The 19779-nt window shown below is 71.5% G+C and carries 15 protein-coding genes; 9 read left to right on the forward strand and 6 right to left on the reverse strand.

The window, feature by feature from the left end; translation table 11 throughout:
* Positions 1 to 29 precede the first annotated feature (29 nt).
* The 4 genes from PYS65_RS11720 to PYS65_RS11735 are packed head-to-tail and all read right to left on the reverse strand — an operon-like array spanning position 30 to position 4594.
* Positions 30 to 668 carry a GTP-binding protein gene (locus PYS65_RS11720; RefSeq protein WP_279333891.1) on the reverse strand — a complete coding sequence of 213 codons (639 nt, stop codon included), beginning with the start codon at positions 666 to 668 and terminating at the stop codon, positions 30 to 32.
* A complete protein-coding gene (locus tag PYS65_RS11725) occupies positions 649 to 1071 on the reverse strand; it encodes a DUF742 domain-containing protein (protein ID WP_279333892.1) in 423 nt (140 codons plus the stop codon). The genes PYS65_RS11720 and PYS65_RS11725 overlap by 20 nt, the downstream gene beginning before the upstream one ends.
* Positions 1068 to 1616 (reverse strand): roadblock/LC7 domain-containing protein, encoded by a 549-nt coding sequence (locus tag PYS65_RS11730; protein WP_279333893.1) that lies wholly within the window; start codon positions 1614 to 1616, stop codon positions 1068 to 1070. Before PYS65_RS11730 ends, PYS65_RS11725 begins: the two co-directional genes overlap by 4 nt.
* The gene (locus tag PYS65_RS11735; protein ID WP_279333894.1) at positions 1613 to 4594 is read right to left on the reverse strand and encodes a sensor histidine kinase; all 2982 of its coding nucleotides are present in this window, start codon (positions 4592 to 4594) and stop codon (positions 1613 to 1615) included. Before PYS65_RS11735 ends, PYS65_RS11730 begins: the two co-directional genes overlap by 4 nt.
* Before the next feature lie 431 nt (positions 4595 to 5025).
* On the opposite strand from PYS65_RS11735, the gene PYS65_RS11740 reads away from it, so the two are divergent.
* Complete coding sequence (locus PYS65_RS11740) at positions 5026 to 5811, forward strand: protein phosphatase 2C domain-containing protein (protein ID WP_279333895.1); 786 nt, start codon at positions 5026 to 5028, stop codon at positions 5809 to 5811.
* Positions 5812 to 6192: 381 nt separating this feature from the next.
* Here the strand turns inward: PYS65_RS11740 and PYS65_RS11745 are convergent, their stop codons facing one another.
* Entirely contained in the window at positions 6193 to 6687 is a 495-nt protein-coding gene (locus PYS65_RS11745) for a MarR family winged helix-turn-helix transcriptional regulator (protein WP_279333896.1), read from the reverse strand.
* Between the two features lie 216 nt (positions 6688 to 6903).
* Between PYS65_RS11745 and PYS65_RS11750 the strand changes: the two genes are divergently transcribed.
* Positions 6904 to 7731, forward strand: coding sequence for a lysozyme (locus PYS65_RS11750; RefSeq protein ID WP_279333897.1), 828 nt, complete (start codon positions 6904 to 6906; stop codon positions 7729 to 7731).
* 96 nt (positions 7732 to 7827) lie between these two features.
* On the opposite strand, the gene lon is transcribed toward PYS65_RS11750, so the two are convergent.
* The gene (gene lon / locus PYS65_RS11755; protein WP_279333898.1) at positions 7828 to 10260 is read right to left on the reverse strand and encodes an endopeptidase La; all 2433 of its coding nucleotides are present in this window, start codon (positions 10258 to 10260) and stop codon (positions 7828 to 7830) included.
* A gap of 173 nt (positions 10261 to 10433) precedes the next feature.
* Here lon and PYS65_RS11760 point away from each other — a divergent pair, with 173 nt between their 5' ends.
* The 7 genes from PYS65_RS11760 (at position 10434) to PYS65_RS11790 (ending at position 19760) form a co-directional block, all read left to right on the forward strand.
* Positions 10434 to 11147 (forward strand): spermine/spermidine synthase domain-containing protein, encoded by a 714-nt coding sequence (locus PYS65_RS11760; RefSeq protein WP_279333899.1) that lies wholly within the window; start codon positions 10434 to 10436, stop codon positions 11145 to 11147.
* A 122-nt stretch (positions 11148 to 11269) separates the two neighbouring features.
* Complete coding sequence (locus tag PYS65_RS11765; RefSeq protein ID WP_279333900.1) at positions 11270 to 12010, forward strand: response regulator transcription factor; 741 nt, start codon at positions 11270 to 11272, stop codon at positions 12008 to 12010.
* A complete protein-coding gene (locus PYS65_RS11770) occupies positions 12007 to 13119 on the forward strand; it encodes a HAMP domain-containing sensor histidine kinase (RefSeq protein WP_279333901.1) in 1113 nt (370 codons plus the stop codon). The genes PYS65_RS11765 and PYS65_RS11770 overlap by 4 nt, the downstream gene beginning before the upstream one ends.
* Before the next feature lie 302 nt (positions 13120 to 13421).
* Positions 13422 to 17240 (forward strand): multifunctional oxoglutarate decarboxylase/oxoglutarate dehydrogenase thiamine pyrophosphate-binding subunit/dihydrolipoyllysine-residue succinyltransferase subunit, encoded by a 3819-nt coding sequence (locus tag PYS65_RS11775; protein ID WP_279333902.1) that lies wholly within the window; start codon positions 13422 to 13424, stop codon positions 17238 to 17240.
* Positions 17241 to 17330: 90 nt separating this feature from the next.
* Positions 17331 to 17513 carry a DUF6104 family protein gene (locus tag PYS65_RS11780; protein WP_279333903.1) on the forward strand — a complete coding sequence of 61 codons (183 nt, stop codon included), beginning with the start codon at positions 17331 to 17333 and terminating at the stop codon, positions 17511 to 17513.
* A 269-nt stretch (positions 17514 to 17782) separates the two neighbouring features.
* Entirely contained in the window at positions 17783 to 18691 is a 909-nt protein-coding gene (locus tag PYS65_RS11785; protein ID WP_279333904.1) for a DUF4097 family beta strand repeat-containing protein, read from the forward strand.
* 1 nt (position 18692) lies between these two features.
* Positions 18693 to 19760 carry a PadR family transcriptional regulator gene (locus PYS65_RS11790; protein WP_279333905.1) on the forward strand — a complete coding sequence of 356 codons (1068 nt, stop codon included), beginning with the start codon at positions 18693 to 18695 and terminating at the stop codon, positions 19758 to 19760.
* The last annotated feature ends 19 nt before the right edge of the window (positions 19761 to 19779 follow it).

Consider the following 19779-nt stretch of genomic DNA (forward strand, 5'->3'; position numbering starts at 1 on the left):
GGTTCTCCTAGGGGACGAGGACTTCCGGGCTACTCCGGGGTTTCCTCGAGCGCGTGACCCACCAGGGACAGGAGGGTCTCGATGACCGAGATCCGGTGCCGGGCGTCCATGATCATGACAGGTATGCGGTCCGGGATGGTGAGCGCCTCCCGCACGTCGTCCGGCTCGAACCGCTCGGTCTCGTCGAAGTGGTTGACCGCGACGACGTACGGCAGTCCGCAGCTCTCGAAGTAGTCGAGCGCCGGGAAGCAGTCCTTGAGCCGGCGGGTGTCGGCCATGACGACCGCGCCGATCGCGCCGCGCACCAGGTCGTCCCACATGAACCAGAACCGCTGCTGCCCCGGCGTGCCGAAGACGTAGAGCACCAGGTCGTCGTCGAGCGTGATGCGGCCGAAGTCCATGGCCACGGTGGTGGTCAGCTTGTCCGGCGTGGCGGTGAGGTCGTCGGTCTCGACGCTCGCCTCGGTCATCAGCGCCTCGGTCTCCAGAGGCTTGATCTCCGAGACGGTGGAGACCAACGTGGTCTTGCCGACTCCGAAGCCGCCGGCCACCACTATCTTCGTGGCGATCGGGGCGCGGGTACGGTCCGTCTGCCAGGGCTGCAACTGCTCGTCGTCCTCGACGAGCGGGGAGACGCCTTGAACTGCGTCAGAGACGGCGGAGTCCACTCAGCACCCTTTCCAGCAGTACGCGGTCCGGGCGGCCCGTGCCGTGGCCGGTTCCCGTTCCGTAGACACGGATCCTTCCCTGGTCCGCGAGGTCGCTCAGGAGCACCCGGACCACGCCGAGCGGCATCTTCAGCAGCGCGGCGATCTCGGCCACCGTGCGCATCCGGCGGCACAGTTCGACGATGGCCCGCATCTCCGGCATGATCGTCGACTTCAGCGAGCCCTTCGTCAGCTCCTTGCGCTGCCCGGCGGCCTCCAGTTCGGCGGTGGCCGCCACGAACGTCTCGACGAGGAGCACATGGCCGAAGCGGGTACGGCCGCCGGTGAGCGAATAGGGGCGGACCCGGGCGGGTTTGCGGTCCCCGCCGCGGATCGGGAGGTTCTTCCTGGTTTTACCGCTCAACGGGGGCTCCCGGTGGACTCGTTCTCCAGGGTCTTGTTCTCCAGGGTCTTGCGCAGTTCGCTGCGGAGCTCGGGGGTCAGGACATGGCCGGCCCGGCCCACGAACAGAGCCATGTGGTACGCGACCACGCTCATGTCGCACTCCGCGGAACCGTGCACACCGAGCAGCGAGCCGTCGCTGATCGACATCACGAACAGACTGCCCTCGTCCATCGCCACCATGGTGTGCTTGATCTGGCCGTAGTCCATCAGCTTGGCGGCGCCGACGGTCAGGCTGCCGATGCCGGAGACGACGGTGGCCAGATCGGCGGCGGAGCCGCGCGGGCCGGCACGTTTCCCGATCCGCACCTCGAGCGCCCCGGCGGCGGCCTCGCTCTGGTGCGTCCGGGCGTGCGCGAGGTCGGGGTCGGAGGAGAGCAGCAGCAGCCCGTCGGAGGAGACCACGGCGACCGAGAGGATGCCGGGCACCTCCTCGACGAGGTTGGTCAGCAGCCAGTGCAGGTTGCGGGCCTCACTGCTCAGTCCGAAGGTACTGGGCGCGGTCAACTGCTTGCCTCCTCGACGGTGCCCCCCGTGACTTCTTCGGACGGTGCGGCCGCGGGGGACGGCGGTCGGTGCGGTCCCGTCTCCTCGGCGATCTCCACTTCGACGTCCCGGCGTCCGGCCTCCGCCCCCTGGCGGAAGCCGCCGAGGCGGCGCCGCAGGGCATCGGCGTCCACCGAGCCGGTGCGCTGCCTGGGGGGCTCGGCGCGCGCGGCGATCTTCGGTGTGCGTTTGGGCAGGCCCTTGGCGGTGACCGGGTCCTCCTCCGCCTCCGGGCCGTCGGGCACGCGCGCGTGCTCGGCCTCGGGGGCGGGCGCGGGTGCGGGCACCGACCGGGCCGGCGGTGTGGCCGAAGCCTCGGGCCCGGTGTCCGGCTGGGCACCCGGGGCCTTCGTGTCCGCCGCCGCGGTCGCGTCGGGCGCGGGCGAGGGGATCAGCAGTTCCATGGTGGTCTCGGCGGGCCGCTGATGCGTCCCGTCCGCGGCCTCGGGAGCACCGGCGCCGGCGCCGTCGCCGGCTTCGGCTTCGGCTTCGGCTTCGGCTTCGGCTTCGGCTTCGGCTTCGGCTTCGGCTTCGGCGGGAGGCTCGGCGACGGCCTCGGCAGGGGCCTTCTCCGCGGGCTCCTTCGGCGCGTCGCCCGGGGGCTCCGGCGCGGCAGGGGCCTTCGTCTCGGCGGGGGCCTCGGCGGCCGGCGCCTCCGCGGCGGGCTGCTGCTGCTCCACCGCCTGTTCCGCCAGGGCGACCAGCGGATCCTCGTTCTCCGTGCCCTCTGCGCCCTCTGCACCCTCCGTGCGGCCGTGCAGGACGTTGGCGTTGGCCTCGGCGTCCGCGCCCGGCAGGGAGACACGCTGCGCACCGGCCGTGCCGGAGGCGGGCACGGCGGTGGGCGGGGCGGGCTTGGCGGCCAGCAGGGTCGTGGGAAGGACCACGACCGCGGCGACGCCGCCCTGCTTCTGCTCCCGCAGCCGCACCCGCGCCCCGTGCCGCTGGGCGAGCCGGGCCACGACGTACAGGCCGAGCCCGAGGCCGTCCTCGCCCTCGTGCTCGTAGGGCGCCTCCGGGTCGAAGCCGGCCAGACGGGTGTTGAGCCGCTCCAGCCGGTCCTTGGTCATGCCGATGCCCTCGTCCTGCACGGAGAGCATGACCTCGCCGCTCTCCAGCAGCCAGCCGGAGACCTCGACGGGCAGGTCGGGCGGGCAGAACGAGGTGGCGTTCTCCAGGAGTTCGGCCAGCAGATGACTGAGGTCGTCGGCGGCGAACCCGGCGATGTGGGCGTGCGGCGGCAGCGAGGCGATCCTGACCCGCTCGTACCGCTCGATCTCGCTGACCGCGGCCCGTACGACGTCGACGAGCGGCACCGGTCCCGCCGCGTGCTGGACGTGTTCGGTGCCGGCGAGGACGAGGAGGTTCTCGCTGTGCCGGCGCATCACCGTGGCGAAGTGGTCGAGCTTGAACAGGGTGGCCAGGCGGTCCGGGTCGTCCTCGCGCTCCTCCAGGCCCTCGATGACGCCGAGTTGCCGTTCGACCAGGCCGAGGGTGCGCAGCGCCAGGTTGACGAAGGTGCCGCCGATGCTGGTGCGCAGCTGCTCCAGACGGGCGGCGGACTCGGTGAGTTCGGTGCGCAGCTCCTCGCGGGCGTCGGCCATCCGCTGCCGCTGCGCGACGAGGTGCTTGCGGTCGGCCTCGAGGGTGGCGATCCGCGTGGTGAGCTGCGCGGCGTGCGCGTGCAGGGTATTGACGGAGCGGACGACCTGGGCGAACTCGTCGTTGCGTCCGGTGAAGGTGACCGGCTCTTCGGCGCTCGGGTCCTCGGCCCCGGCGAGGCGGGCCGAACCGCGGCGCAGCACGGACAGCGGGCGGGTGAGGGTGCGGGCCATGGCGGTGGCGACGCCGACCGCGAGCAGCATGAGAGCGCCGAGGACGGCGATGTGGATCTCCAGCGCGGTGACGTCGTCGTCACGCAGCTGGGCCAGGTCCTTGGTGCGCTTCTCGAAGAGGGCGGACTCCACCCCGCGCATCGTCTCGACGCGGGCGGTGAGCGCGGCCTCCAGCTTCTTGACGTCGGTGGCGAGTTCCTCGTCCGAGAGGGACGGCTGGTCGGTGAGGCTCGCGAGGTACTTCTCGGCGGAGTCGACCTCGGGTCCGGTCACCGTGGAGTCGTAGGACGCGCGGGCCGCCTTGGGCGCCGTGTCACGGAAGTCGGCGAGGGCGGCGTCGGAGCGCAGGCGGGCCTGGAGGGCGGCGGCGGTCAGCTCGTCGCGCAGCTCGGCGTCGGCCTCCGAGGAGGCGGTGGAGGTGGCGGGCAGACCGGTGATCGGGTCGATGACGGTCTGGGTGGTGCTCGGCACGTTGAGTGCGGCGAGCAGCAGCCCGCGGGTGGCGGCCGCCTGCTGGACGGCGGAGTCCAGTTCGGCGAGCGCGTAGGCTCCGGCGCCCGCGCGGGGCGGGGTCCGCTCCGCGAGCTGCTCGGCGAGCCGGTGCAGCTGGGTGACGGCGGTGGAGTACGCCTGGTGCGCCTCGAGCGCGCTGCTCTTGCCGGTGAGCGCCGCCCTGCGCACGGCCGCGATGGCGTCGAGGCCGTCGCGCATGGCCTGCGGGATGCCGGTGTCGGCGCGCAGCTCCTCGACCTGCCGGTCGACGCGGGCACTGTCCTGTTCGGCGGGCGCCTTGGACTTGGGGCGGCCGGCCGCGATGTAGGACGTGACCTCGTCCCGTTCGTCGGCGAGGGAGTGCGCGAGCGTCAGGGAGTCCCGGGTCCGCTCGGCGTGGGTCACCAGGTTCTGGGAGTCGTTCAGTTGCCCGGAGGCCGCCAGCACGGACGGTGTTCCGGCGCCCGCGATCGTGGCGGCCACCACCGCGACGGCCACGATGAGCCGGTTGCGCACATGGGTGGGGCGGCCCTTGCCTACGGTGGGCTTCTGGTCGGCGTCCCCCGTGGGGGCCGTCTGCTTGCCTGTGCGACGAGGCCGCGTCTTCTGCACCGGTGCTCGCATTCCTGACTCGTGTACCCGTGGGTCGGGGTGACGTTCCGTCAACGGACGTCCACGCCCTGCTCGTGACAGGCACCTGCGTCCTGCCCGGACCGTCGACCGCGCTGGGCCCGTGAGACGCCCCCAGCGCCTCCCGACCCTCCCAGCGCCTCTGGACGCTGGATACGCATCACCTGACCCGCCACTCGAAGGAGTGAACATCGGAGGCGAGTTGAGGGGCAAGTTCCGACACGCCCCGCAGCGGCCGTGCACGGCAGGCCGGTTGGACGTCTGCGGCGGCCGATGGCAGGATTCGCCGCCACGCGCGCCCGGAGCACGGCATTCCCACCCAAACTCGGCTCCTGACCTGCACGGTCCCGGAAAATCAGCGGCCGTGTCCGGCCTCCGGCGGTCCCTGTGGAGGCCTCGTGCAGACTAGGGGAATGCGTACTGAACTCGCCTCGGAACCCGGCGACGCGGACCGCCCCAACGAGGACTTCGCCGGTGTCGGACTTCCGGCCTCCGGGCAGGGCGGTTCACTGGTGGTACTGGACGGCGTCACGCCGCCGCGGGGCGGGGCGGGCTGCCGGCACTCCGTCCCCTGGTTCACCGCGCGGCTCGGCGGGGCACTCTCCGAACTGACCGTTTCACTCCCGGATGTCCCCCTGGCCGACCTGCTGTCCCGGGCCCTTGTGCGTACCGCTGACGCGCACGTCGAAACCTGTGACCTTTCTCACCCGCGTACTCCTCAGGCGACGGTGGTGCTGGCCCGCTGGTCACCGGAGTCCGTCGAGTACCTGGTGCTGTCCGACTCGGTCCTGCTCGTCGAGTCCCCCGACGGGGCGGTCACCCCGCTGCTGGACGACCGGCTGGCCCTGCTGCCCCGCTCGGCCCTGGCCACCGACGCGCTGGTGGACGCCACGGTGCGGAACAAGGAGGGCGGCTTCTTCACCGCGGCCGCCGATCCGTCGGTCGCGGCGCGCGCGGTCACCGGCACCCTTCCGCGTGCCGAGGTGCGCGCCCTGGCCGCGCTGACGGACGGGGCGGCGCGCTGGGTGGAGAAGTTCCGCGAGGGCGACTGGACGGAGTGTCTCGCCCTCGTCCGCAAGGAGGGGTCGCGGGCGCTGGTGGATCGCGTACGGGCCCTGGAGCGGGCGGACACGGACCGGGTGGTGCTGGGCCGGAGCAAGACGCACGACGACGCGACGGTGGTGTACGTGGAGTTCTGACTCCCCGTACACCACCCCGCCCACCCGTCACCGTCCCGCCCACCCGCACGCGCCGGGCTCCCCGTGCCCGCGGGGTTTCCCGTACCCGCCAGGTCTCCCGTACGCCGGATTCCCGTACCCACCGGGTCCCCGTACGCCGGATCCTCGTACCCACCGGATTCCCGTACCCGTCGGGTCTCCCGTACCCATCTGATCCCCATACGCGCCGGGCCCCCGTACGCACCTGACCCCCCGTACGCCGCCGGGCCCGATCGCTCCGGTACGCCGAACGGTGCGCCGCTTCCCCCGAACGGCGTCCCGCTCACTCCGGTTGCCCGGATCACTCCGAGGAGCGCCCTGCGTCCCCCGGACGGCCCCGGGTCGCCCCGGACGGCGCTCCGGTCACCTGTCCGTCCCGCGGTTCAGCTGGTGCAGCAGCCGGGCGAGTTCCGTGACCTCGCCGGCATCCCAGTCGGCGAGGCTGCGGGCGTAGCGCGCGCGGCGGGCCTCGCGAACCCTGCTCACCCGGTCCCGGCCCTCCGGGGTGAGGGCGACCAGCCAGGCGCGGCCGTCGGCGGGGTCCGGCTCACGGGTGACGAGCCCGAGTTCCTCCAGGGCGTGCAGCTGACGCGACATCGTCGCCTTGCCGACGCCGATGTAGGCGGCGAGTTCGGTGGCCCGCTGCTCGCCGCACTCATCCAGACGGACGAGCAGACCGTACGCGGACGGTTCCAGGTCCGGATGGACCTCGCGGGACATCTCGCCCTGGCTGGCCCTGGCGCGGCGCAGCAGCACCGTCAACTCCCTTTCCAGAGCGAGGAATCCGGGCTGTTCCACACCGCTCGCGGGCGCCTCGGACGGGGTGTCCGCCGCGCCTCCGTTTCCGCCTTCGTGCACGTCAGTTCCTGCCTCGGTTTTCCCGGTCGTCCGTGTTCCCGCCAAGTGGCGACGCCGCTGCGGCTCCGCAAGTATTTCGCAGACGCGGCCCGGCGGCGGTTTCCGAACCCCCGGGGAGCCCCGGTGAGCCCCGGGGCTCACGTCGCGGTCCGCGTGCGTCGCCTCCCTTGCGTCCCCTCCTCAAGGGTCCCGCACCACGTTCCTCGGAGACACGTCATGCCCGTGCACAGATTCGGCTTCACCCGTCTACGCGCGTTCACGACCGTCGCGGCGGTCCTGCTCGCGCTCCTCTCGCTTCCCCGCGCGACACCCGCGGCCGCGGCGGCCGCCCCCGACGTCCCCCCGCGCGGCTCCGCCCACATGGGCATGGGCGTCCTCGCCCATGACGGCCGGGACGGCACGCCCACCAGCCGCGCCACCCGGACGGAGGGCGTGGACGTCTCCAGCCACCAGGGCGACGTGCCCTGGTCGACCCTCTGGGACAGCGGGGTCAGATGGGCCTACGCGAAGGCCACGGAGGGGACGTACTACCAGAACCCCTACCACCCGCAGCAGTACAACGGTTCGTACGACGTCGGCATGATCCGCGGCGCGTACCACTTCGCGACCCCCGACAGGACGAGCGGCGCCGCCCAGGCCGACTACTTCGTCGACCACGGCGGCGCCTGGTCACCCGACGGCATGACGCTGCCGGGCGTGCTCGACATCGAGTGGAACCCCTACGGGGACGCCTGCTACAGCATGTCGCAGAGCGCCATGGTGAGCTGGATCGGCGACTTCCTGGACCGGTACCGGGAGCGCACCGGCCGGCACGCCGTGATCTACACGGCGACCAGCTGGTGGAAGCAGTGCACCGGGAACTACACCGGGTTCGCCGCCGACCATCCCCTGTGGATCGCCCGGTACGCCTCCACCCCGGGCGAGCTGCCCGCGGGCTGGGACTTCTACACGATGTGGCAGTACACCTCGACCGGGCCGACGGTCGGGGACCACGACCTCTTCAACGGCACGGTCGACCGGGTGCGGGCGCTGGCGCTCGGCTGACGCCGCCGCCTCGCGCCTCGCCCCCGCCCCGCCCGGTGACGGCCCGGGCCTCCCTCACGGGACCCGGGCCGTCGCCCTTGTGGTGGCGGACGGCGATCAAGCCGCCACCGGGACCTCCGGCACCGCGCCGTCCGCCGCCGGCGCGAGCGCCAGCTCCAGGACCTGGCGGACGTCGGTGACGGCGTGGACGTCGAGCCCGTCCAGCACCTCGGCGGGGACGTCGTCCAGGTCGGGCTCGTTGCGCTTGGGGATGATCACGGTGGTGATCCCCGCCCGGTGCGCGGCGAGCAGCTTCTGCTTCACCCCGCCGACCGGCAGCACCCGCCCGGTCAGCGAGACCTCGCCGGTCATCGCCACATCCGTGCGGACCAGCCGCCCGGAGAGCAGCGAGGCCAGAGCGGCGGTCATCGTGACGCCGGCGCTGGGGCCGTCCTTGGGCACCGCGCCCGCCGGGAAGTGGATGTGCGCGCCCCGTTCCTTCAGGTCGCCCACCGGCAGCTCCAGCTCGGCGCCGTGCGACCGCAGGAAGCTCAGCGCGATCTGCGCCGACTCCTTCATCACGTCACCCAGCTGTCCGGTCAGGGTCAGTCCGGCGGCGCCCGTCTCCGGATCGGCCAGGGACGCCTCCACGTAGAGGACGTCCCCGCCGGCGCCGGTCACCGCCAGCCCGGTGGCGACACCGGGGACGGCGGTACGGCGCTCGGCCGGGTCCTGGGCGGACTCGGGCACGTGGTGCGGCCGGCCGATCAGTCCGCGCAGATCACCTTCCGTGACGGTGAACGGCAGCTCCCGCTCGCCCAGTTCGTGCTGGGCCGCGACCTTGCGCAGCAGCCGCGCGACGGTCCGCTCCAGGGTGCGTACGCCCGCCTCACGGGTGTACTCGCCGGCCAGCCTGCGCAGCGCGCCGTCGTCGAGGCCGACCTCGTCCGCGGCGAGCCCGGCCCGCTCCAGCTGACGCGGGAGCAGGTGGTCGCGCGCGATGACGACCTTCTCGTCCTCCGTGTAGCCGTCCAGCCGGACGATCTCCATCCGGTCCGCCAGCGCCTCCGGGATGGCTTCCAGGACGTTGGCGGTGGCGAGGAAGACGACGTCCGAGAGGTCCAGCTCGACCTCCAGGTAGTGGTCCCGGAAGGTGTGGTTCTGCGCCGGGTCCAGCACTTCGAGGAGGGCCGCCGACGGATCGCCCCGGAAGTCCGAGCCCACCTTGTCGATCTCGTCGAGCAGCACCACCGGGTTCATCGACCCGGCCTCCTTGACCGCCCGCACGATCCGGCCGGGCAGCGCGCCGACGTACGTACGCCGGTGGCCGCGGATCTCGGCCTCGTCGCGGACACCGCCGAGGGCGACCCGGACGAACTTCCGGCCCATCGCGTGGGCGACGGATTCACCGAGGCTCGTCTTGCCGACACCGGGCGGTCCCACCAGGGCGAGCACGGCACCGCCGCGGCGGCCCCCGACCACGCCGAGTCCGCGCTCGGCGCGCCGCTTGCGCACCGCCAGGTACTCAGTGATGCGTTCCTTCACGTCCTCCAGGCCCGCGTGCTCGGCGTCGAGCACGGCCCGGGCGCCCCGGATGTCGTGCCCGGCGGCGCTGTCATCGGTTCGCTCGTTCCACGGCATCTCCAGCACCGTGTCGAGCCAGGTGCGGATCCACGATCCCTCGGGCGACTGGTCGGAGGAGCGCTCCAGCTTGTCGACCTCCTTGAGCGCGGCCTCGCGCACCTTCTCCGGCAGGTCGGCGGCCTCGACGCGGGCCCGGTAGTCGTCGGACTCCTCGGCGGAGTCCTTGCCGTCCTCTCCGTTCAGCTCGCGCAGTTCCCTGCGCACCGCCTCCAACTGGCGCCGCAGCAGGAACTCGCGCTGCTGCTTGTCGACGCCGTCCTGGACGTCCTTGGCGATGGACTCGGCGACCTCCTGCTCGGCGAGGTGGTCGCGGAGCTGCTGGGTGGCGAGCTTCAGCCGGGCCACCGGGTCGGCGGTCTCCAGCAGCGCCACCTTCTGTTCGGTGGTCAGGAAGGGCGAGTAACCGGAGTTGTCGGCGAGGGCGGCGACGTCGTCGATGGCCTGGACCCGGTCGACGACCTGCCAGGCGCCGCGCTTGCGCAGCCAGGCGGTGGCGAGCGCCTTGTACTCCGTGACCAGTTCGCCGACCTGCCCGGGCAGGGGGTCGGGCACGGTCTCCTCGATCCGGGCGCCCTCCACCCACAGCGCCGCACCCGGCCCGGTGGTCCCGGCGCCGATCCGCACGCGGCTCCGGCCCCGGATCAGGGCGCCCGGGTCGCCGTCGGCCAGCCTGCCGACCTGCTCGACCGTGCCCAGGACACCGGTACCGGCGTAGGTCCCGTCGATACGCGGCACCAGCAGGACCCGGGGCTTGCCCGGCGCGGACGCGGCGGCGGCCTGGGCGGCCTCCACCGCGGCACGCACCTCGGAGTCGCTCAGGTCCAGCGGAACCACCATTCCGGGCAGCACGACCTCGTCGTCGAGCGGCAGCACGGGCAGGGCGAGCGGTGTGGACTCAGCAGCCATGATCTCCCCTTCGGCAGTCAAGTTGAGCTACACCGACTCAATGCTGGTGAGCCACCGAATGTTCCCCGGACCATGTTCGCCCTCAGCGATCACCCGCGAGGGCCACGGAGGGAACTCCCGTACGGCACGACCCGCACGACCCCCCGAACGGGAAGTGCTGCCAGGATGAACGCATGACCACCCCGTACGACATTCCCGAAATCCTGGACCGCCGCGAGGGCCCGTACGGGGAGGTGGCGCTCCGCCGGCACGGCCACCTGCTGCAGATCATCGCGAACGGCTGCTTCCTGATGGACACCTCCGACGGCCGTTCGGAGCGGCTGCTGATCGACGCCGCCCTGGCCGCACTCGACGCCGCCGACACCCGCGCGAAACACGGCCCGCGACCGGGCCCGCACGTCCTCATCGGCGGGCTGGGCGTCGGCTTCTCGCTCGCCCACGCCGCCACCCAGCCCCGCTGGGGGCGCATCACCGTGGTGGAGCGCGAACCCGCCGTCATCGACTGGCACCGCGCGGGCCCGCTGCCCCCGTTCGCCGAGGTCTCCGCCCCCGCCCTCGCCGACCCCCGCACGGCGATCGTCGAGACCGACCTGGTGGCGTACGTCAAGGAGACGTCCGACACATTCGACGCGCTCTGCCTCGACATCGACAACGGGCCCGACTGGACCGTCACCGAGGGCAATGAAGGGCTCTACTCCCCCACCGGACTCCTGGCCTGTGCAAGGGTGTTGAACCCCGGCGGGGTGCTCGCGGTGTGGTCGGCCAAGCCCTCTCCGGATTTCGAAGAAACCTTGCGTAATGCCGGATTCCAGCAGGTGCGTACCGAAGAGGTCCCGGTTGCCCGGGGCGTTCCGGACGTCGTACACCTCGGCGTCCGCCCTGGATAGCAAAGGCACGGCGCCTCCCCGTACGCTGCTGCCCTGGCGCCGATCACTCAAGCGCCGATCGCAGTCATGCGCAGGAACGGATCACCCCACGGATTCCGGAAAGCACACTTCAGGGGCGGGCGATGGAGCAGACACACACCTCCCACAACGGCACGGCGGCGGCCACTCCGGGCGCACAACGCCGGGTCCTGGTGGTCGAGGACGACGCGACGATCGTGGACGCCATCGCGACCCGCCTTCGTGCCGAGGGATTCCTGGTGCAGACGGCGGGCGACGGTCCGTCCGCCGTCGACACGGCGGAGGCATGGCAGCCCGACCTGCTGATCCTCGACATCATGCTGCCGGGCTTCGACGGCCTGGAGGTCTGCCGGCGCGTGCAGGCCCAGCGGCCGGTGCCGGTCATGATGCTGACCGCGCGTGACGACGAGACCGACATGCTGGTCGGCCTGGGCGTCGGCGCCGACGACTACATGACCAAGCCGTTCTCCATGCGGGAACTGGCGGCCCGCGTGCACGTACTGCTGCGCCGCATGGAGCGGGCGGCCCTGGCCGCCACCACACCGCGCAGCGGCATCCTGCGCCTGGGCGAGCTGGAGATCGACCACGCGCAGCGCAGGGTGCGGGTGCACAGCGATGACGTCCACCTGACGCCCACCGAGTTCGACCTGCTGGTGTGCCTGGCGAACACGCCCCGCGCGGTGCTCTCCCGGGAGCAGCTGCTGGCCGAGGTCTGGGACTGGGCGGACGCCTCCGGCACCCGTACCGTCGACAGCCACATCAAGGCGCTGCGCCGGAAGATCGGCGCCGAGCGCATCCGTACCGTGCACGGCGTGGGCTACGCCCTGGAGACGCCGACGCCGTGAGCGACGGGCCCGCCGCACGGAGAGGCCCCGGGGACCGCGGTCCCCGGGGCGGTGTCCGCCCGTTCTCGATCAAGACCAAGCTGGGCGCGCTGGTCGTCATCTCGGTGCTGATCACCACCGGTCTCTCGGTGGTCGCGGTGCACACCAAGACCGAGCTGCGCTTCATCACGGTCTTCTCGATGATCGCCACGCTGCTCATCACACAGTTCGTGGCGCACTCGCTCACCGCGCCGCTGGACGACATGAACGCCGTGGCCCGGTCCATCTCGCACGGCGACTACACCCGCCGGGTGCGGGAGAACCGCCGGGACGAGCTGGGCGACCTGGCCCAGACCATCAACGTCATGGCCGACGAGCTGGAGGCCCAGGACCATCAGCGCAAGGAGCTGGTGGCCAACGTCTCGCACGAGCTGCGCACCCCGATCGCGGGGCTGCGCGCGGTGCTGGAGAACATCGTCGACGGCGTCACCGAGGCCGACCCCGAGACGATGCGCACGGCGCTGAAGCAGACCGAGCGGCTCGGCCGGCTGGTGGAGACGCTGCTCGACCTGTCCCGCCTGGACAACGGTGTCGTCCCGCTGAAGCGGCAGCGCTTCGAGGTGTGGCCGTACCTGTCCGGCGTGCTCAAGGAGGCCAACATGGTCGCCTCCGCGCGCGCGGGCATGGCCACCGGCTCCGGCAGCCACACCCGTACGGACGTCTATCTGCGCCTCGACGTCTCGCCGCCGGAGCTCACCGCGCACGTCGACCCGGAGCGCATCCACCAGGTGGTCGCCAACCTCATCGACAACGCGGTCAAGCACAGTCCGCCGCACGGCCATGTGACGGTCAGGGCGCGGCCCGGAACGCAGCCGGATTCGCTGCGGCTGGAAATCCTGGACGAGGGGCCCGGTATTCCGCGGACCGAATGGCACCGCGTCTTCGAGCGCTTCAACCGCGGCAGCGTCAATCTGCCGCACGGCCCGGGCAGCGACGGCGGCACCGGTCTCGGTCTGGCGATCGCCCGCTGGGCCGTCGATCTCCACGGCGGACGGATCGGGGTGGCCGAATCCGAGCGCGGTTGCCGGATTCTTATCACTCTTCCGGGAGCCTCTCCCACGTCAGGTTGACGTAAGGTTCGAAACCGAGCCGCAAGATCCACACGCGTTCGCCCTGACGGGCACGTGTGATCAGGCAAAGACCCGGGTCGCGAGTGCGCCGGGCCGCGGTCGACGCATGCCCGACATGTGTCTGACGCGACCCGAAGAAGTGGAACCAGGCTTGTTTCCCGCCATTTCCCCCGCCGAAACGCCCTCCACGATGTGACTTACACGACGTTGAACGGGCCCGACCTGACCTTCCCGCTCTTGGAGGCGTAGCCTTAATTTCCGCTGTCCATCATCTTGTGAAGCGGAAGAGGGCGGTTGACGCCGTGTCGCCACAGTCCCCCAGTAACTCGAGCATCTCGACCGACACCGACCAAGCGGGCAAGAACCCCGCTGCGGCCTTCGGTGCCAACGAATGGCTCGTCGACGAGATCTACCAGCAGTACCTCCAGGACCCGAACTCGGTCGACCGGGCCTGGTGGGACTTCTTCGCCGACTACAAGCCGGGGGCGCCTCAGGCCTCCGCGCCGGTGAGCAACACGTCGACGGGGACCGCGGGCACCACGACGGCTCCGCCGGCCACCCCGGCCCAGCCGGCCGCCGCGCCCGCGCCGCCCGCCGCCCCGCAGCCCGCCGCCGCGGCGCCGGCCGCCAAGGCCCCGGCGCAGGTGCCCGCTCCGGCGAAGGCCGCCCCGGCCCCCGCCCCGGCCGCCCCCGCCAAGCCCGCCGCCGCGAAGGCCCCGGCCGCCAAGGCGCAGCCCTCCGGCGAGGCCAAGCAGGGCCCCGAGCAGGTGACGCTGCGCGGCCCGTCCGCGGCCGTCGCGAAGAACATGGACGCCTCGCTGGAGGTGCCCACGGCCACGTCCGTGCGCGCGCTCCCGGTGAAGCTCCTGTTCGACAACCGCATCGTCATCAACAACCACCTCAAGCGTGCCCGCGGCGGGAAGATCTCCTTCACGCACCTCATCGGCTACGCGATGGTCCAGGCCATCAAGGCGATGCCGTCGATGAACTGGCACTACACCAAGGTGGACGGCAAGCCCACCCTGGTGAAGCCGGAGCACATCAAGTTCGGCCTCGCCATCGACCTGGTCAAGCCGAACGGCGACCGCCAGCTGGTCGTCGCGGGCATCGAGAAGGCCGAGACGCTGAACTTCTTCGAGTTCTGGCAGGCCTACGAGGACATCGTCCGTCGCGCCCGCGACAACAAGCTGACGATGAACGACTTCACCGGCGTCACCGTCTCGCTGACCAACCCCGGTGGCCTGGGCACCGTCCACTCCGTGCCCCGCCTGATGCAGAACCAGTCGGTCATCCTGGGCGTCGGCTCCATGGACTACCCGGCCGAGTTCCAGGGCACCAGCCAGGACACCCTCAACAAGCTCGGCATCTCGAAGGTCATGACGCTCACGTCGACCTACGACCACCGGGTGATCCAGGGTGCCGCCTCCGGCGAGTTCCTGCGCGCGGTCGCGAACCTCCTGCTCGGCGAGAACGACTTCTACGACGAGATCTTCGAGGCGCTGCGCATCCCCTACGAGCCGGTCCGCTGGCTCAAGGACATCGACGCCTCCCACGACGACGACGTCACGAAGGCCGCCCGCGTCTTCGAGCTGATCCACTCCTACCGGGTCCGCGGCCACGTCATGGCCGACACCGACCCGCTGGAGTACCGCCAGCGCAAGCACCCCGACCTGGACATCACCGAGCACGGGCTCACCCTGTGGGACCTGGAGCGCGAGTTCGCGGTCGGCGGTTTCTCGGGCAAGACCCTGATGAAGCTCCGCGACATCCTGGGTGTGCTGCGCGACTCGTACTGCCGCACCACCGGCATCGAGTTCATGCACATCCAGGACCCGAAGCAGCGCAGGTGGATCCAGGACCGCGTGGAGCGCACGCACTCCAACCTGGAGCGCGAGGAGCAGCTGCGCATCCTGCGCCGGCTGAACGCCGCGGAGGCGTTCGAAACCTTCCTGCAGACCAAGTACGTCGGCCAGAAGCGCTTCTCCCTGGAGGGCGGCGAGTCCGTCATCCCGCTGCTGGACGCCGTTCTGGACTCGGCCGCCGAGTCCCGTCTCGACGAGGTCGTCATCGGCATGGCCCACCGTGGCCGGCTGAACGTGCTGGCCAACGTCGTGGGCAAGTCGTACGCGCAGATCTTCCGCGAGTTCGAGGGCAACCTCGACCCGAAGTCGATGCACGGCTCCGGCGACGTGAAGTACCACCTGGGTGCCGAGGGCACCTTCACCGGTCTCGACGGCGAGCAGATCAGGGTCTCCCTGGTCGCCAACCCGTCCCACCTGGAGGCGGTGGACCCGGTCCTGGAAGGCGTCGTGCGCGCCAAGCAGGACATCATCGGCAAGGGCGGCACGGACTTCACCGTCCTGCCGGTGGTGATCCACGGCGACGCGGCCTTCGCGGGCCAGGGCGTGGTGGCCGAGACCCTGAACATGTCGCAGCTGCGCGGCTACCGCACCGGCGGCACGGTCCACGTCGTCATCAACAACCAGGTCGGCTTCACCGCCGCCCCCGAGTCCTCGCGCTCGTCGATGTACGCGACGGACGTGGCCCGCATGATCGAGGCCCCGATCTTCCACGTGAACGGCGACGACCCGGAGGCCGTGGTCCGCGTCGCGCGGCTGGCCTTCGAGTTCCGCCAGGCGTTCAACAAGGACGTGGTGATCGACCTCATCTGCTACCGCCGCCGCGGTCACAACGAGTCGGACAACCCGGCCTTCACGCAGCCGCTGATGTACGACCTGATCGACAAGAAGCGCTCGGTGCGCAAGCTGTACACCGAGTCCCTCATCGGTCGCGGCGACATCACCCTGGAAGAGGCCGAGCAGGCACTGCAGGACTACCAGGGCCAGCTGGAGAAGGTCTTCACCGAGGTCCGCGAGGCGGCGTCGCAGCCGACGGCCGTCGAGCCCTCGGAGCCGCAGGCCCAGTTCCCGGTGGCGGTGAACACGGCGGTCACCTCCGAGGTCGTCAAGCGGATCGCCGAATCGCAGGTCAACATCCCCGACCACGTCACCATCCACCCGCGTCTGCTGCCGCAGCTGCAGCGCCGGGCGGCGATGGTCGAGGACGGCACGATCGACTGGGGCATGGGCGAGACCCTCGCGGTCGGCTCGCTGCTCCTGGAGGGCGTCCCGGTCCGGCTCTCCGGCCAGGACTCGCAGCGCGGCACCTTCGGCCAGCGCCACGCGGTCGTCATCGACCGTGAGACGGGTGCCGAGTTCACGCCGCTGATGTACCTGTCCGAGGAGCAGGCCCGGTACAACGTCTACAACTCCCTGCTCTCCGAGTACGCGGTGATGGGCTTCGAGTACGGCTACTCGCTGGCCCGCCCGGACGCACTCGTGATGTGGGAGGCGCAGTTCGGCGACTTCGTCAACGGCGCGCAGACGGTCGTGGACGAGTTCATCTCGTCGGCCGAGCAGAAGTGGAACCAGACCTCCGGTGTGACCCTGCTCCTGCCGCACGGCTACGAGGGCCAGGGCCCGGACCACTCCTCGGGCCGCCCGGAGCGGTTCCTGCAGCTCTGCGCGCAGAACAACATGACGGTCGCGATGCCGACCCTCCCGTCGAACTACTTCCACCTCCTGCGGTGGCAGGTGCACAACCCGCACCACAAGCCGCTGGTCGTCTTCACCCCGAAGTCGATGCTGCGCCTGAAGGCGGCGGCCTCGAAGGCGGAGGAGTTCACCACGGGTCAGTTCCGCCCGGTCATCGGCGACGACTCGGTCGACCCGGCCGCGGTCAGGAAGGTCGTCTTCACCGCCGGCAAGGTCTACTACGACCTGGACGCCGAGCGGCAGAAGCGCGGCATCACGGACACGGCGATCATCCGCCTCGAGCGCCTGTACCCGCTGGCGGGTGCCGAGCTCCAGGCGGAGATCAAGAAGTACCCGAACGCCGAGAAGTACCTGTGGGCCCAGGAGGAGCCGGCGAACCAGGGTGCCTGGCCGTTCATCGCGCTCAACCTGATCGACCACCTCGACCTGGCCGTCGGCGCCGACGTCCCGCACGACGAGCGTCTGCGCCGCATCTCGCGTCCGCACGGCTCGTCCCCGGCCGTCGGTTCCGCGAAGCGGCACCAGGCCGAGCAGGAGCAGCTGGTGCGTGAGGTGTTCGACGCCTGACCGACGCCGTCACGGGTCGTTCCCGGCCGGGCCGCACCCCCTCTTCGGGGGTGCGGCCCGGCCCGTTTGCGCGCACATATCCTTGTTCTCATGTACTTCACGGACCGTGGCATCGAGGAACTGGAGAAGCGGCGCGGCGAGGAGGAGGTCACCTTCGAGTGGCTCGCCGAGCACCTACGGACGTTCGTCGACCTCAACCCCGACTTCGAGGTGCCGGTGGAGCGCCTGGCGACCTGGCTGGCCCGGCTGGACGACGAGGACGACGACGAGTAGCGGGATTCCAGCCGCACGGGCCTTCCAGCTACGCGGGCCTTCCAGCCGCGCGGGCCCCTCGGGCGTTTCACCCCTTCTGCATGAGGACTGATCACCAGAACGAGTGTCTTGACTTTCCCCGACCGCGATATATCGTGAATTACGTGAGACGCGATATGGCGCGTCGGGGTTCTTGCGTGCCGGGCGTCCGCCGCCGGCGCCACTCCCGGTCGGCCGTCCCGTCGCCTCGCCGTCCGGCAGTCAGGCAGTCCGGCTCAGGAGGTTCCACCATGGCCGAAAGGCCCGCAAGGTCCGAAAGGTCCGTCTCGGAGGCCACGAAGCTCACCTTCGACGAGCCAGTGAGCGAACTCCGCATACGCATCGTCAACGGAACGGTGAACGTGGTGGGGACGGACGAAGGTTCCGCCCGCCTGGAGGTCTCCGAGATCGAGGGGCCACCCCTGGTGGTCACCCAGCAGGGCGGCACCCTCACGGTGGCCTACGAGGACCTGCCCTGGAAGGACTTCCTCAAGTGGCTGGACAGCAGGGGCCGGCACCGCAGCGCGGTGGTCTCACTGGCGGTTCCGGCGCAGGCGCGGGTCGAGGTGGGGGTGGTCGGTGCCGGGGCCGTGCTCTCCGGGGTCAAGGGGCCGGCGGTGGTGCGGGGAGTCACCGGCGACACCACTCTGGTGGCCCTCTCCGGCCCGGTCCGCGCGGACACGGTGTCGGGGAACGTCGAGGCCCAGTCCGTCACCGGTGCCCTGCGGTTCCACTCGGTCTCCGGCGACCTCACCGTGGTCGACGGGTCCGGGCCCACGGTGCGGGCGGACTCGGTCAGCGGCTCCATGATCGTGGACCTCGCTCCCGAGGGCCCCACCGACATCCGGCTGGCCAGCGTCTCCGGCGAGATCGCGATCCGGCTGCCCGATCCGGCGGACGCGGAGGTCGAGGCCAACACGGCGAGCGGCGCCGTCTCCAACGCCTTCGACGGCCTGCGGGTGCACGGCCAGTGGGGCGCCCACAAGATCACCGGCCGGCTGGGCGAGGGCAACGGCAGGCTGCGGGCCACCACCGTCTCCGGTTCCATCGCCCTGCTGCGCCGCCCGCCCCGCGAGGAGGAGAGCGAGCCGCGGGACGCGCCTGCCGACGCCACGGCCCGCGGAACGACCGACGGCACGACCGACAAGAAGGTGCTCTGACATGGCCCCCGTCTTCGCTCACGGACGTCTCCGTCTCTACCTGCTGAAGCTGCTGGACGAGGCCCCGCGCCACGGCTACGAGGTGATCCGCCTCCTCGAGGAACGCTTCCAGGGGCTGTACGCACCGTCGGCGGGCACGGTCTACCCGCGCCTGGCCAAACTGGAGGCGGAGGGCCTGGTCACCCACGCCACCGAGGGCGGCCGCAAGGTGTACTCCATCACGGACGCCGGCCGCGCCGAACTGGCCGACCGCAGTGGTGAGCTGGCCGATCTGGAGCTGGAGATCCGGGAATCGGTCGCCGAACTCGCCGCCGAGATCCAGGCCGACGTCCGCGGCGCGGCCGGCGACCTGCGCCGCGAGATGCGGGCCGCCGCCGGCCAGGCCCGCCAGGGGCGGGGCGCGGGGACGGAAGCCGGACCCGGCCCTGAACCCGGCCCCGGCCCCGGCCCCGGCGACTTCACGGGCCCCGAAGAGAAGGACGCCTGGCAGGCCGCCAAGGAGGAGATGCGGCGCGCCAAGCAGGAGTGGAAGGAGCAGGCCCGGCGCGCCAAGGACGAGAGCCGCCGCGCCCGCGACGAGGCCCAGCGCGCCCGCCGTCAGGCCAAGGAGGCCCAGGACCGGGCCACCGCCCAGGCCCAGGAGGAGGTGCAGCGCATCGCCCGGCGGGTGCAGGAGCAGATGCAGGACCGCTTCTCACGCGGCGACTGGCCGACCGGCCTGCGCGAAGGGCTGGGGGAACTGGTCAAGGAGGTGGGTGAGTTCGGCAAGGACTTCGGCTTCGGTCGCACCGAGGCGGAGAGCGGTACCCCGGCGTCCGGGCCGTCGTACTCCCGGACCCCGGAGGACTTCCCGGCCGACTACATCCCGACCTGGGCGCACGAGGGCGCCACGGACTCCACCGGCGATCCCGCGCGGGACCTGGACCGGCTGCTGGACCGGTTCCGGGACGACATCCGCGACGCGACCCGCGACCACGGCATCACCCCGGACCAACTCCGCGACGCCCGCCACCACCTGTCCACAGCGGCAGCCCAGATCGGAGCGCTGCTGCGCACCCCGAAGCCCTGAGCCCGACAACGGGCCGGGC

Source organism: Streptomyces cathayae (assembly GCF_029760955.1).
Taxonomy (GTDB): domain Bacteria; phylum Actinomycetota; class Actinomycetes; order Streptomycetales; family Streptomycetaceae; genus Streptomyces; species Streptomyces cathayae.

Bases quoted from the DNA above. Each gene is read 5' to 3' on its own strand.
- PYS65_RS11760 (WP_279333899.1), top strand. From the start codon at position 10,434: ATGACCACCCCGTACGACATTCCCGAAATCCTGGACCGCCGCGAGGGC.
- PYS65_RS11740 (WP_279333895.1), top strand. From the start codon at position 5,026: ATGCGTACTGAACTCGCCTCGGAACCCGGCGACGCGGACCGCCCCAAC.
- lon (WP_279333898.1), bottom strand. From the start codon at position 10,260: ATGGCTGCTGAGTCCACACCGCTCGCCCTGCCCGTGCTGCCGCTCGAC.
- PYS65_RS11780 (WP_279333903.1), top strand. From the start codon at position 17,331: ATGTACTTCACGGACCGTGGCATCGAGGAACTGGAGAAGCGGCGCGGC.
- PYS65_RS11785 (WP_279333904.1), top strand. From the start codon at position 17,783: ATGGCCGAAAGGCCCGCAAGGTCCGAAAGGTCCGTCTCGGAGGCCACG.
- PYS65_RS11790 (WP_279333905.1), top strand. From the start codon at position 18,693: ATGGCCCCCGTCTTCGCTCACGGACGTCTCCGTCTCTACCTGCTGAAG.
- PYS65_RS11765 (WP_279333900.1), top strand. From the start codon at position 11,270: ATGGAGCAGACACACACCTCCCACAACGGCACGGCGGCGGCCACTCCG.
- PYS65_RS11750 (WP_279333897.1), top strand. From the start codon at position 6,904: ATGCCCGTGCACAGATTCGGCTTCACCCGTCTACGCGCGTTCACGACC.